General features: G+C 67.9%; 14 protein-coding genes. All 14 read right to left on the bottom strand.

Going from position 1 to position 12,444, the window contains the following annotated elements:
- Positions 1–123 precede the first annotated feature (123 nt).
- Positions 124–603: an FxDxF family PEP-CTERM protein gene (locus E7V67_007005; protein ID WUR14853.1), complete on the bottom strand. Its 480-nt coding sequence runs from the start codon at positions 601–603 to the stop codon at positions 124–126.
- Between the two features lie 174 nt (positions 604–777).
- The gene (locus E7V67_007000; GenBank protein ID WUR14852.1) at positions 778–1,620 is read right to left on the bottom strand and encodes a type II secretion system protein; all 843 of its coding nucleotides are present in this window, start codon (positions 1,618–1,620) and stop codon (positions 778–780) included.
- Complete coding sequence (locus E7V67_006995; GenBank protein ID WUR14851.1) at positions 1,586–1,966, bottom strand: type II secretion system protein; 381 nt, start codon at positions 1,964–1,966, stop codon at positions 1,586–1,588. The genes E7V67_007000 and E7V67_006995 overlap by 35 nt, the downstream gene beginning before the upstream one ends.
- An 8-nt stretch (positions 1,967–1,974) precedes the next feature.
- Positions 1,975–2,463, bottom strand: coding sequence for a type II secretion system protein (locus tag E7V67_006990; protein ID WUR14850.1), 489 nt, complete (start codon positions 2,461–2,463; stop codon positions 1,975–1,977).
- Positions 2,463–4,514 (bottom strand): hypothetical protein, encoded by a 2,052-nt coding sequence (locus E7V67_006985; GenBank protein ID WUR14849.1) that lies wholly within the window; start codon positions 4,512–4,514, stop codon positions 2,463–2,465. Before E7V67_006985 ends, E7V67_006990 begins: the two co-directional genes overlap by 1 nt.
- Positions 4,514–5,068: a hypothetical protein gene (locus E7V67_006980; GenBank protein ID WUR14848.1), complete on the bottom strand. Its 555-nt coding sequence runs from the start codon at positions 5,066–5,068 to the stop codon at positions 4,514–4,516. The genes E7V67_006985 and E7V67_006980 overlap by 1 nt, the downstream gene beginning before the upstream one ends.
- Positions 5,065–5,622, bottom strand: coding sequence for a hypothetical protein (locus E7V67_006975; GenBank protein WUR14847.1), 558 nt, complete (start codon positions 5,620–5,622; stop codon positions 5,065–5,067). Before E7V67_006975 ends, E7V67_006980 begins: the two co-directional genes overlap by 4 nt.
- Positions 5,619–6,173: a PilN domain-containing protein gene (locus tag E7V67_006970; GenBank protein WUR14846.1), complete on the bottom strand. Its 555-nt coding sequence runs from the start codon at positions 6,171–6,173 to the stop codon at positions 5,619–5,621. Before E7V67_006970 ends, E7V67_006975 begins: the two co-directional genes overlap by 4 nt.
- Entirely contained in the window at positions 6,170–7,003 is an 834-nt protein-coding gene (locus E7V67_006965; protein WUR14845.1) for a hypothetical protein, read from the bottom strand. Before E7V67_006965 ends, E7V67_006970 begins: the two co-directional genes overlap by 4 nt.
- Positions 6,996–8,711, bottom strand: a complete 1,716-nt coding sequence (locus E7V67_006960; protein WUR14844.1) for a GspE/PulE family protein — start codon at positions 8,709–8,711, stop codon at positions 6,996–6,998. The genes E7V67_006965 and E7V67_006960 overlap by 8 nt, the downstream gene beginning before the upstream one ends.
- Entirely contained in the window at positions 8,708–9,892 is a 1,185-nt protein-coding gene (locus tag E7V67_006955; protein ID WUR14843.1) for a type II secretion system F family protein, read from the bottom strand. The genes E7V67_006960 and E7V67_006955 overlap by 4 nt, the downstream gene beginning before the upstream one ends.
- 42 nt (positions 9,893–9,934) lie before the next feature.
- The gene (gene gspG / locus E7V67_006950) at positions 9,935–10,375 is read right to left on the bottom strand and encodes a type II secretion system major pseudopilin GspG (GenBank protein WUR14842.1); all 441 of its coding nucleotides are present in this window, start codon (positions 10,373–10,375) and stop codon (positions 9,935–9,937) included.
- Between the two features lie 289 nt (positions 10,376–10,664).
- The gene (locus E7V67_006945; GenBank protein ID WUR14841.1) at positions 10,665–11,474 is read right to left on the bottom strand and encodes a LuxR C-terminal-related transcriptional regulator; all 810 of its coding nucleotides are present in this window, start codon (positions 11,472–11,474) and stop codon (positions 10,665–10,667) included.
- Positions 11,475–11,774: 300 nt separating this feature from the next.
- Entirely contained in the window at positions 11,775–12,413 is a 639-nt protein-coding gene (locus E7V67_006940; GenBank protein ID WUR14840.1) for an NF038129 family PEP-CTERM protein, read from the bottom strand.
- Positions 12,414–12,444 lie beyond the last annotated feature (31 nt).

Raw genomic sequence — 12,444 nt, 5'->3', positions numbered from 1 at the left:
AAGCCATACGGCCGGGCTCGTGTCCCGGTCGGGGCCTGACCCAGCGCTGGGACACGGACCCGGCGCTGGAGACGAAAAAAAACCGCTGCCGGGGCAGCGGTTTTTTTACGCATGAAGCTGAAATTACGCTTGCTTGGACTTGCGGCGGGCCAGGAAGGCCATGATGCCCAGGCCACCCAGCAGCATGCCGTAGGTGGTTGGCTCAGGTACGGCCGAAACCGTCACTTCGCCGCTGTACTTGGCGCCGATGTCGGCGTTGCCGAACAGGGTCAGCGTGAACGGGCTGGTGCCGGTGGCTTCCACGCCGTAGAAGCGGTATTTGCCGTCTTGCGTGAAGGTGCCGGTCACGCCGTTCAGGTTCGACAGGGCGGCGTCGAACGTCAGCTTCTGGCCGCTGATCGTCACGACCAGGTTGTACACGCCAGCGTCCAGGCCGCCGAACGTGATCACGTCCACGCCGCCGGACAGCACGCCGTCACCGCCAGGAACGGCGGAGTTGAAGAAATTGTCGCCACCGACGGTCAGATCAATGGCCTGGTCCGATGCCAGGGCGGAGAAGGATGCTGCGGCCAGCAGGCCTGCTACGGCGAATTTCAGTTTCATGAGTAGTTATCCTTGTGAGAGTAGGTAGTCGCTGTGTCGGTGATCAACTGCTAGATAGAATCCTAACACAATTAAAATTCCAGCAACCCTACGCACGTTATAAAAATCTTATCGTTGCTGATATTTTCGCAACACTACCGTTGTGCGATTCCTACATCTGCCCCGGAGCTTGTCCTACTGGCTGTTGGGAGGCTCCGCCGGCTCGGCCGGCGCCGGCGGCGGCTCCGGCGGCTCCTGCGGCGTCGGGTCGGCCGGCGGATCGGGTTCCGGATCGGGTGGCGCCTCCGGCTCGGCGGGCGGCTCCTGCACCGGCGGCGCGGGCGTGCCGGGCCGGTCGACCGGCTTGCCCGTCAGCGGCGAAGCCACCGGTGTCTCCGGCGGCGTGCCGGCAGGCGTGCCGACCACGGTGCCGCCGGGCTTGCCCGTCATCGGATTGCCCGTCATCGGATTGCCCGTCATGGGGTTGCCGGCGCCCGGCTTGGCCGGCAGCTGGCCCGGCGGCGGCGGTTCCTGCCCGTTGAACGTAAACACCCAGTCGGAAATCTTCTGCTTGCCTTCGAAAGCCTGGAAGCGCATCGGGAAATTGCCCACCTTGATCGGCGTGGCCGTGGACAGGCTGTAGATGCCCAGCACCCCGACCTTGTCACCCATGTAGATGACGCCCCACTCGGCCTTGCCCGTCATCGGGTCGATGAAGATCTTGCGCAGGTGGCGGCGGGTGCCGGGGAAGCGCGGATCGCGCAGCAGCTCCTTCAGCGTGGGCGGCTGCTGCGGCTGGCCCTGAGGGGTGGCGCCGGCATAGCTTTTCAAGGCATCGCTGAACTGCTCGCCGATGTACAGCAGCTCGCGTTCGGCCTGGGCGCGCTGCATGGTCGCGCCGATGCGGATGGTGGTGGCCGCGACCAGGCCGATGATCGCCACCAGGATGATCACGCTGACGTAGGTGAACCCGCGCGCCGGCCGCAGCGGCCCGCGCACGCCGCTACCAGTCCGAATACGGCCTGCCGCTGCGGTCATTGCCGGGCGCTCCACTCTTCACATCGGCGACGCCGCCCTTGCTCGGGTCTTCCGGCGGCACCAGTTGCCAGCTGTCGGTGCGCTCCGTGATCGGGTCCACGGGCAGCGCGCGCAGGTAGCGCTTTTCCACCAGCTGCTCCAGCGAATCGGGATAACGGCCGGTGTCGCCATAGAACTGGTCGATCACCGCGCGCGTGTTGCGCAGGTTGTCGCCCAGGATGGTTTCCTTGGTCTTGTCGACGCTGGGGAAATAACGCGGCACCGCGAGCGTCAGCAGCAGCGCGATAATGCCCAGCACGACCAGCAGTTCGATCAGCGTGAAGCCCTTGGCCCTATGCTTGCTCATGTCCACATTCACCATTTGCGGTACGGTATGCCGTTCAGGCCCACCTTGTCGGACGTCGAATAGACGTCGTACACATCCTCGCCCTCGCGCGGGTCTTCCGCCTCGCTGGCGTAGCTGCGCTTGCCCCAGGTCTGCGCCGCCGTCAGCTCGCTGTCGCTGTTGAACGGATCGCGCGGCAGGCGGCGCAGGAAGTACACCTTGGTGCGCTTCGGGTTGCGCAGGTCCGGCACGCCTTCCACCAGCGTCTCCAGGGTGCGCGGGTAGCCGTTGCTGCCGATCGTCTTGGCGATGCGGCCGTCGTCGTAGGCCTGCTTGTATTCGTCCAGCGCCTTGCGGATCAGGTGCAGCGAGGCGCGCAGTTCCTGCTCGTTGCGGCGCTGGATCGTCACCTGCGCCGTCGGGATCACGAGCGCGCCCAGGAGGCCCATGATCGCGAGCGTGACGAGCAGCTCGATCAGCGTGAAGCCGCGCCGGCGCGCATGGACTGCCGTGTTCATCACTGGTTCTGCGCGGGCGGCGTCGGCGTCGTCGCCGATGGCTGCTGCTGTTGCTGCTGTTGCTGGATCAGCGACTGCGGCTGCGACTGGGGTTGCGGTTGCGGCTGCGCGGGCGGCTGCGTGACGCTGCTCGCCGGCCCCGGCTGCGACGTCGACAGCGGCACGCCGGTCGGCGTTCCGGTCTCCTGCGGCGTGGGCGGCTGCGGCGCCTGCGGCTGCTCCAGTGCCGGCGTGCCGCCGTTTCGGCCCGGCATCAGCACCGGCGCGCGCACCGTGATGTCCGGCTTGCGGCGGAAGTTCGCTTCCGTGCCGGCCGAGAACTCGGAGGCATCGGCCTGCGGCCGCTGCAGGTTGCGCACCAGGCGCGGCGTGATCGACAGCACGATCTCGGTCTTCTGGTTGTCGTCGCTCTGGGTTCCGAACAGGCGGCCCAGGATCGGCACGTCGCCGAAGCCGGGCACCTTGGTGCCCGTCTTGCGGTCCTCGCTGTTGATCAGGCCCGCCAGCACCTGGTTCTCGCCGTCCTTCAGCTGCAGCACGGTGGTGGCCTGGCGCGTGCCGATCTGGTAGGCCGTGGTGCCGGTCTTGGTCTCGATGCGGTTGACGATGTTCGACACCTCCAGCGAGACGTTGATGGCGATCTCGTTGTTCAGGAAGATGGTCGGCTCGGCGTTCAAGGTCAGGCCGACGTCGACGTAGCTGACGCTCTCCTGCGCGAAGCCGGCGGTGCCGGGCGAGACCGTGGTCGTGATCACCGGCACCTTGTCGCCGATCAGGATCTTGGCCTTCTGCTTGTTGCGCACGCGGATGCGTGGATTGGCCAGCAGGTTCGAGTCGCCGTCGGTCTTGTTGGCGGTGATCTTCGCGCTCAGCGACGAGACGCCAATGCTGCGCGAATTGAGCGTGTCGAGGTCGTTGATCGTCAGCGTCGAGCCGCCGCTGGAGATCAGCGGCGAGAAGGTGGCGCTGGTCGGCCACGACACGCCCAGCTCCAGCAGGCGCGAGCGCTTGACCTCGAGGATCTCGACCTCCAGCATCACTTCCGGTTCCGCCATGTCCTGCAGCGCGACGATCTTCTCGGCCAGCTTGATGGCGTCGGCGTTGTCGCGCATGATGACGAGGTTCAGCTTCTCGTCCGCCACCACGTCGCGCGACTTCAGGATCGTCTTCAGGGTGTTGGCCACCAGCTTCGCTTCCGCGTTGGCCAGGTAGAAGGTCTTGATGACGGTTTCCTGGTACTCCTTCAGCTTGGCGGCGATGTTCGGGTAGATCAGGATCGTGTTCGCGTCCATCACCTGCTGTTCCAGCTGGTTCGTCATCAACAGGTAGTAGACGGCCGATTCCACCGTGCTGTTCCTGAGTGCGATGGTGGTGCGGGCGTCGGCCTTGACGTCCTTGTCGAACACGAAGTTCAGGCCGGAACGGCGCGAGATGACGTCGAACACCTGCTTCAGCGGCGCGTCGCGGAACTCGATCGTGATCGGCTGCTTGAACGTCTTGGCCAGCTGGTTCTCGGCGCCGCCGGGCGGATTCTTCTCGCTGATCTCGCGCTGCAGCGCACGGGCGCGCGGCTGGTCCGGCTTCTCCGTCAGCACCACCTCCACCTTGGCGCGGGCCTGGTCGAATTCGCCCTTCGCCACGAGGTCCCTGGCGTCGGCCAGCAGGCGCTCGTGGCGCTCGGCCATGTCGAGCGCGCGCAGGGCGTTGCGGGCCCGCTCGTTCTGCGGATTCAGGGCCAGCACGCGCTGGATGTTCTGCAGCGCCAGCTCGCGCTGGCCCTCGATCGTCTGGCGCTCGGCCTGGTCCAGGTAGCGCATGATCGCGCGGTCGCGCGCCTGCAGGTAGGTGGCGCGATACTGGGCGTTGCCGGGGTCGGCCGCGATCGCTTCCTGCAGCTTCAAGAGGCCCGCCTCGACCTGGTCCTTCTCGATCAGGGTGCGGGCGTCGCGGTACGCCATCTGGGCGGCGCAGCCGGACAGCGCCAGCACCATCGTGGACAATGCAAGCGTGCGGCGCAGGCGGGCCGTTGCGGTGGGCTTTTGGCGAGACATCAATCCATGACTCCAATATTAAGCTGCTGCACCTGTTTCAGGGGCAGGTAGGTAAGCGTCAGCGTCGGCGGCGCGATTGCGTCGACGCGGTACATGCCGTCGATGACCATGTTCGTGCGCACCACGTAGGTCCGCTCGCCCTGGGCCAGGTAGACTTCGTAGGCACCGTCCGCCAGTGCCTTGCCGAGCACCGTGAACGGCAGCGGCGGCGCCGTCGGCGCCGGCGGCGGCGGTGGCGGTCCGGATGGCTCGCTGGACGGCGCCGGCGGCGGGTTCAGGTTCTGTCCCGCGAACAGGTCGCTGCCCTCGAACGCCGCCTCGCCGGCCTCGCCGATCAGCTGGGAACGAGGTACCAGCCGCAGGATCGTGCCCGCGTCCGCCGCCTGCGCGGCGCGCACGGCGGCCGGCACCGGCGCGGCCGGCTGCGGCGCGGGACGCTCGGCGCGCTCGACCGGTTCGGCCACTTCCGTTTCCGGGCTGGTCGTATCGCCCAACAGCACCAGGCCGGCGGCGGCCACCAGCGCGGCCCCCATCAGCAGGTGGCGCGGCTTCATGGCGCCTCCTTCAGGTACACGGTAAAGCGCAACCGCGCGTCCACCGTCGGATCGGCGATCGTGTCGCGCCGGAAGCTTACTTCGTCCAGCGCGGCGAACGGCAGCGCGACCAGCGCGCGCATCGCGAAGCGCCAGATATTGCGGTAGGGTCCCTTCACGGGCAGGATGACCTGGTAGGTCGCCACCCGCGCCGCCTTGTCGTAGCCGAACTTGTATTCACCGTGGTCGAGCACCAGCTGCGATTTCGCCGCCAGGTCGAACAGCACCTTGACCTGCTGTTCGGCGTGGCGTTTTTCGCCCAGCGTGGCGTAGAACGCGGCCAGGTTCTCGTTGGCGCTGGGCGGCGGCGGCGCCTGCACCAGGGCGGACGGCGCCGGCAGCGGCCGCGCCAGCTCCTCGCGCAGCGCGGCCTGCTGCGGCAGCAGCCACGCCCACAGGGCGGCGCCCGCCAGCAGCAGCGCGGCGCACAGGCAGGCGGCCGGGCCCGCGCGCAGCACGCGCAGGCGCATGGCCAGCAGCACCGCGGCCACGTTATACGACGGCATCGCCTTCATCGTCCCCTCCACTGCACTTCGACCTGGAACCGCAGCGGCTTGGCCGGATTCTGTTCCTCGATTTCATGGCGCACCAGCGCGGCGCCGCTGAAGAACTCCTGCTGCTTCAGCACCTGCACGTAACCGACCATGTCGTCGCTGTTGCGCGCTTCCGCCGTGATCTTCAATGTGTGCTTGCGCGCGTCCGGCTCGAAGGCCAGCAGCGCGATATTGGCCGGCGTGGCGGCCGCCAGCGCATCCTCCAGCTCGCGCCACGGCACGTTCAGCTGGAGAATGGCGCCATTGACGGCGGTCGCCTGGGCTTCCGGGATCGCCGTTTCCGGCACGGCCTTGGGCGCCTTCGACAGTACCCGGGCCCGTTCCTGCAAGCGCTCGAGCTGGGCGGCGCGGGCGGCGCGCTGGTCGGCCAGGTCCATGGCGCTCCACGCGCCGCCCAGGCACAACAGCAGGCCGGCGATACCCGCCACGGCCATCGCCGGGTGCAGGCGGTACAGCGTGCGGCGCCAGCCGCCCGGGGCGAAATCGATACGGATGGGGCGCAGGCGGTTCATGCGGCACTCCCCGCGCAAGCCAGCTGGCTGGCCGGCGACAGGCCAGTGCCCTGCCCCGCGCCCAGCTGGCTGCAGGCGACCTGCCCCTGCTGCGCCGGCCGCGCCAGCGCCGGCGGCAACGCGCCGGCCAGCTGCACCAGCGCGGGTGGCTGCAGGCCCAGCAGCAATGCCTCGCGGTTGACGATCTGCGTCAGCCAATAGTGATCGGCACCCGCCGGCACCGGCACGGCGCGGATCGCGCGCAAGCCCTGCTCATCGATGGCGGCCAGGGTCAGCAGGCGGTCGTGCCACTGGCCGAACCAGGCGCCGGCGCGCAGCGCGCGCTGCCAGCGGTTCCAACCCGTGACGAAGTGCGGCACGATCTCGACCAGGTGGAAACCCTTGTCGTCGGCCAGCGCCTGCAGCACGGCCAGCAGCGCGCGCGGCAGCGCGGCGGCGTGAAACGGCTGCTTGGCATCCCAGTCGGCCGACAGCGCCCACGCGGCCGGCGCCTCGCCGTACAGGGCGTGGAAGCGCAGCGCGGCGGCGGCCTCGATATCGGCCAGGCGCGCGGCGCCCGGCGGCGGATTGACCTGCCACAGGCGGCACAGCTCGTCGGACAGCACGACGGCGACGGGCCAGCCGGCCACGTCCTGCCCCTCCAGCAAGGTGCGCAATGCCTGCGCGAGAATCGTGGCGCCGGCGGCGGAGGCGATGTCCGGCTCGCCTTCCGGCAGCGTGTATTCGGCCAGCACGGCGACCTTGTCGCCGTGCCAGCGGCTGGTGCGCAGCAGGCTGACGGCGGTGGCGGCAATGCCGAGCCGCAGGGCTTGTCCCGGGAATCTACGCATGCAAGGTCACCCGCTTGATTTCGGTCAGCGTGGTGCCGCCCCGCTTGACCAGTTCCAATGCCGCCTGGCGCAGGCTGCGCGTACCGTTTTCGTACGCGGCCTGCTTGATCTGGCGGATCGGCCGCTTTTCCACGATCAGCTCGCGGATCTCGTCGTTCAGGGTCAGGATCTCCGCGATCGAGCGGCGCCCCTTGTAGCCGGTGCCGCGGCAGTCGCCGCAGCCCTTGCCTTCCTTGAACTGGTAGTCGAATACATCGGCGCGCGCCAGGCCCACGCTGGCCAGTTCCTCGTCGCTCGGCGTGTACTCGGCCGCGCAGTGCGGGCAGTTGATGCGCACCAGGCGCTGGGCCCAGATGCCGTTCAGGGCCGACACGAATGCGTACGGGTCGATGCCCATGTGGGTGAAACGGCCGAACACGTCGAATACGTTGTTGGCGTGCACCGTGGTCAGCACCAGGTGGCCCGTCAGCGCGGACTGCACGGCGATTTCCGCCGTCTCGCGGTCGCGGATCTCGCCCACCATGATCTTGTCCGGGTCATGGCGCAGGATCGAGCGCAGGCCCTTGGCGAAGGTCAGCCCCTTCTTCTCGTTGACCGGGATCTGCAGGATGCCCGGCAGCTGGTACTCGACCGGGTCCTCGATGGTGATGATCTTCTCGCGGCCGTTGTGGATTTCCGTCAGCGCCGCGTACAGGGTGGTGGTCTTGCCGGAGCCCGTCGGTCCCGTCACCAGCAGCATGCCGTAGGCTTCCTGCGCCAGCGTGCGCAGCGAGGCCAGCGACGGCGCGTCGAAGCCCAGCGCTTCCAGCGACAGCGAGCCGTAGGACTCGATCATCGCGCGCTTGTCCAGGATACGGATGACGGCGTCCTCGCCGTGGATCGACGGCATGATCGACACCCGCAGGTCGATCTCGCGGCCGCCCGATTCGACACGGAAGCTGCCGTCCTGCGGCACGCGCCGCTCGGCGATGTCCAGCTCGGCCAGCACCTTCAGGCGCGAGATGATCTGCTCGGCGACCTCGATGCCGTTCACCGCCGTGGCGTGATCGAGCACCCCGTCGACACGGTACTTGACCGCCAGGCCACCCGCCGTGCTTTCCAGGTGGATGTCCGAGGCGCCCGCCTTCAAGGCGTCGTACAGGGTGGAGTTGACCAGCCGGACGGCCGGGCTGGCGGCCTCCGACACCGAGGCGAACGACAGCACGGCGGCCGTCTTGCCGTCGCGGCGGGAGTTGTCGCCGCCGGGCAGCAGCGAGTCGGTCGCGCGCGCCGATTCCTCCTGCTTGGACAGGTAGGCGGCGATGTCGGCCTGCAGCGCCAGGCGCATCTGCAGCGGCGCGTGGGCGCTGGCGCGCGCCTGGGTGCCCAGCCACGTCTGCAGGTCCAGGTCGAACGGGTCGGAGATGACGCCGACGACCACGCCGTCATGGCCGCGCAGCAGCACGCATTTCTTCGCCATCGCCTGGCCCAGCGGCAGCAGCTCGAACGCGGGCGTGTAGGCCAGCATCTCCACCGTTTCCAGCACGGCCAGGCCGAACGGCTGGGCCAGCGCGCGCACGACGAGGCGCGGCTCCATGCCCGTCAGGCTTTCGAGTTCTTCCACCAGCGTGCGCTTCGAGTGCGCCTGCTGGACCCGGGCCCGCGCCAACAATGCATGGTCCAATGCAAGGTCGGCGGCCGGGACGGGGTGGATGACCGGATCGTTCACGACATTTCTCCAGCCAGGTCAAAAATAGGCATATACAGCAATACCACGATGGCACCCACGATCAGGCCGATGCCGGCCATCAGCAGCGGCTCGAAGGTGCGCGTAAAACGGTCGATCCAACGGCTGATCTCGCCGTCGTAGAAGGCGGCCGACTGGGTCAGCATCGGGCCCATGTCGCCGGTGCGCTCGCCCACCCGCAGCATGCGCAGCGAGATCGGCGTCGTCAAGGCGTTGGCCTCGAACGCGGTCGACAGCGGCAGGCCCGCCTCCACCGCCTGGCGCGCCAGTTGCAGGCCGCTCTTGACGTTGGCCGACACCATGCCCTGCACGGTCTCGATCGCCTGCACGATGGTGATGCCGCCCTCGGTCAGCATGCCCAGGGTTAGGTACAGGCGCGACAACTCATAGATGCGCACGCGCTCGCCCACCGCGGGCAGCCGGCCCAGCAGGCGCACGAAGCCGCCGTTGGCCATCAGGCGCCGCACCGTGTAGGCGATCCCGCCCAGCACCAGCGCCAGGCCGCCCAGCAGGGCGCCCGTGTGGTTGCCGGCGAACTGGCCCCAGGACAGCATCACCTGCGACATCCACGGCAGGTTGCGCCCGGCGCCCTGGTACACCTCGGCAAAACGGGGCACCACATAGCCGATCAGGAACATCGACACGCCGCCGCCCACCAGCAGCAGGATGCAGGGATAGATGGCGGCACTGACGATCTTGGCGCGCACGGTATCGATGCGCTGCTGGTAGTCGATGTAGCGCGCCAGCGCGCGCGGCAGGTCGCTGGTGCCTTCGGCCGCCTTGACGATGCCGACGTACAGCGGCGGGAACAGCTGCGGCTGCTCGGCCAGCACGGTGGAGAAGCGCTGGCCCTCGCGCAGGCCGGCCAGCAGGCGCTCGAGCACGCCGCGCGTGGCCGGGGTCGCCTCTTTTTCCAGCAGGGCCTCCAGCGCCTCGACGACGCCCAGGCCCGCGTTCAGCAGCGCCAGCAGTTCCTGGCTGAACAGCACCAGCGAGAGCGCCTTGCCCTTGCCCGGTTTGAACGCGCCGCGCACGGGGCGGATGCTGCTGACGAACAGGCCACGCGCTTCCACCTGCCGGCGGGCATCGGCTTCGTCACGGCCATCGACCACCATGTGGCCGATCGCCATGTCGGGCGACAGGGTACGTACGTCGAACTGCATGGGATGAGCGTTTCGTGAATCGGCGGCAGCGGCAGGCGGGGCTTACTGCGAGGTGATGTCGGCGTTGTCGCCGGTACCGCCGGGCTGGCCGTCCTTGCCGAGCGACGTGATTTCGTAGTCGCCCTTGCTGCCGGGCGATTTGTACTGGTACGGGCGGCCCCATGGATCGGCCGGCACGCCCTTCTTCAGGTACGGGCCGTTCCACTTGGCGCCCGCGGTCGGCGGCGCCGTCATCAGCGCAGCCATGCCTTCCTCCGTGGTCGGATAGCGGCCCACGTCCAGGCGGTAGGTGTCGAGCGATTTTTCGAACGCCTCGATCTGCGCCTTCGCGACCGTCACTTCCGACTTGCCCAGCTGCGAGAAATATTTCGGACCGACGTAAGCCGCCAGCAAACCGATGATGACGATCACGACCAGTAATTCCAGCAGCGTAAAACCGCGCGCGGCGCGGGACTGCTTACGATAAACCTTTGCTGCTTGCATCCGAACAAACCTCCGAGTCACGACTACCGGGGAGCCTTGCAACCCAGCGCCTTCGGCTTGTGGCCGCGACCTGCCGCCGTCTGCAACGGCCGGCACATCTGTCATGCGCATGGTGTTTCAACGCCCCACTAACGGGTGAGAGAACACCGAAGGCTACCACGTCATTTAAGGTTTAGACAATTTTTAAATGACAGCGTTGCAAGAGGGACCACTGTCGAGTTTTCCATTGACATGCCTGGTAACGGTTGAGCAATTGCTAAACCCTTGGTTGCTGATGCTTTTGCAACCATTAGTTACGTCCAGATTTGGAAATAGATTGAATGGCGGTAGCCGACAGGGCCAGCGCGTCGCTGCGCGCCACGGCATGGGCCCGGTTGCTGACGCCCAGCAGCTTGTACAGCCGCTGCAGGTGGTTCTTGACCGTCAGGCCGCTGATGCCGAGGATCTGGCCGATCTCGTCGTTGCTCTTGCCTGCGCGCAGCCAGTGCAGCACCTCGGCCTCGCGCGGCGACAAGGCCCGCGTCACCGGCGCGCGCTGGGCACCGGACACGCAAATGCGCTGCAGGGCCAGGTGCAGCGCCGGCAGCAGCACGCGCAGGTCGCCGGCTTCCCTCGCCTCGGGTGGGCGCGGCAGGCCGCACAGCAGGAAGAAGGTGCTGCCGCCCGGCAGCGTCGGCGTGCCGTGCGCCAGCGCGTCGTGCAGGCCCAGCGCGGCCAGCCGGCGCAGCAGCTGGGCCGCCTCGTAGTGATGGTCGACGCTGCCATGGTGCAGCAGCAGTGGCGCGTCATCCTGGCGGCGCCACAGGCGCTGCGCGTCCATCGCCAGGCCGCGCGCGGGATCGCATAACGCGTCGGTCAATGCGGGCATGGCCGCGCCGTCATGCAGGCACTCGATGCGCAGCGGCTCACCGTCCGAGCCCAGGCGGATGCAGGCCAGCACCGCGTGCGGCAGTACCGCCTGCAACGGCCCCTGGGCCCAGCGGCGCAGCTGGTGCAGTTCGCGCAGGTCCAGCGCGTCGGCGAGCGCGTGCAGCAGGGGCAGCTGCCGCGCCTGCTCGGTCAGGGATGGCGCGGGATGGTCGACACTCTGGACTGGCATATTCCGCTCGAGGACGCTTTTGGCGTCCGTGACAAAATGAAGGGCGGATTTAACTATGCACGAAGTAGTAGTGTCCAGACTAATATCATTTTGCTCGGCCATTCAGACGTTGCGCGACTATTTCGCAACAAAACCATGAACGAGCGGCGGCTGCAAACGCAACGGGGACAGGCACCTGCCTCGGAGCGGTAACGCTCCGAGGCAGGTGCCTGTCCCCTTGGGTTGCAGCGGAAACGAACTTCGGGGTCAGCTCCCTGCGGGGCGGTACGGCGACCCGGCAGCCCCCATCATCGGTTCACCTCAAGCGCGGCGGGAACGGCGCGCGGCGCCGGCGGCCAGCATCGCGCCGATGCCCATCATCAGCCACGCTGACGGCTCCGGGACCGCCGAAATGGCGATCGCATCCGAGTTCAGCGCGAACGACGTGCTGCCCGTGCCGCCCAGCACCGTGGCCGGCGTCCACGTGACGGTTCCCAGGCTGCCATCCACGGCGGAGGAACCGCCCAGCAGCGTGGTCTGGTCGGCCGCGTACGCCGAGACGCTGAAGATCGACTGACCGATGTCGCCGGACAGGTCGGCATCGCCGGCAAACGTCACCTTGAAGCTCAGTACGCTGCCGTAGCTGACTGCATGGAACAGGTCGTTCCACGCATCGCCATTGCCGATCGTGTAGCCGGTGGCCAGCGAACCGCCGACCTGCCCCGCCGTGATGACTTCGGCACCGGCGTCGAAGCCGACGAAGTCCGTCAGCGTGACGGTCGCGGCCGGCGCCAGGCCGACGCCGGGACCGTTGAACTGCAGGTCCAGCCAGCCGGACGAAACGCCGAAGCCGCCGGTGCCGATCGACACGTTGTAGGTCGTGTCGGCGGCCGCATGGGCGCCCGCCAGGGCCAGGGCCAGCGCGGCAACGACGCGGGCCAGGGGGATTGCTTTGTGCATGATGTGATTCCTAGTGGTTGCCGATGCTATC

Source organism: [Empedobacter] haloabium (assembly GCA_008011715.2).
Lineage (GTDB): Bacteria > Pseudomonadota > Gammaproteobacteria > Burkholderiales > Burkholderiaceae_D > Rugamonas > Rugamonas haloabia.
The sequence above is the reverse complement of the archived record's forward strand: the minus strand, read 5'-3'. Positions and strand labels throughout refer to the sequence as shown.

Bases quoted from the DNA above. Each gene is read 5' to 3' on its own strand.
- E7V67_006985 (WUR14849.1), bottom strand. From the start codon at position 4,514: ATGTCTCGCCAAAAGCCCACCGCAACGGCCCGCCTGCGCCGCACGCTT.
- E7V67_007000 (WUR14852.1), bottom strand. From the start codon at position 1,620: ATGACCGCAGCGGCAGGCCGTATTCGGACTGGTAGCGGCGTGCGCGGG.
- E7V67_006975 (WUR14847.1), bottom strand. From the start codon at position 5,622: ATGAAGGCGATGCCGTCGTATAACGTGGCCGCGGTGCTGCTGGCCATG.
- E7V67_006970 (WUR14846.1), bottom strand. From the start codon at position 6,173: ATGAACCGCCTGCGCCCCATCCGTATCGATTTCGCCCCGGGCGGCTGG.
- gspG (WUR14842.1), bottom strand. From the start codon at position 10,375: ATGCAAGCAGCAAAGGTTTATCGTAAGCAGTCCCGCGCCGCGCGCGGT.
- E7V67_006990 (WUR14850.1), bottom strand. From the start codon at position 2,463: ATGAACACGGCAGTCCATGCGCGCCGGCGCGGCTTCACGCTGATCGAG.
- E7V67_006945 (WUR14841.1), bottom strand. From the start codon at position 11,474: ATGCCAGTCCAGAGTGTCGACCATCCCGCGCCATCCCTGACCGAGCAG.
- E7V67_006995 (WUR14851.1), bottom strand. From the start codon at position 1,966: ATGAGCAAGCATAGGGCCAAGGGCTTCACGCTGATCGAACTGCTGGTC.
- E7V67_006940 (WUR14840.1), bottom strand. From the start codon at position 12,413: ATGCACAAAGCAATCCCCCTGGCCCGCGTCGTTGCCGCGCTGGCCCTG.
- E7V67_006955 (WUR14843.1), bottom strand. From the start codon at position 9,892: ATGCAGTTCGACGTACGTACCCTGTCGCCCGACATGGCGATCGGCCAC.
- E7V67_006980 (WUR14848.1), bottom strand. From the start codon at position 5,068: ATGAAGCCGCGCCACCTGCTGATGGGGGCCGCGCTGGTGGCCGCCGCC.
- E7V67_006965 (WUR14845.1), bottom strand. From the start codon at position 7,003: ATGCGTAGATTCCCGGGACAAGCCCTGCGGCTCGGCATTGCCGCCACC.
- E7V67_007005 (WUR14853.1), bottom strand. From the start codon at position 603: ATGAAACTGAAATTCGCCGTAGCAGGCCTGCTGGCCGCAGCATCCTTC.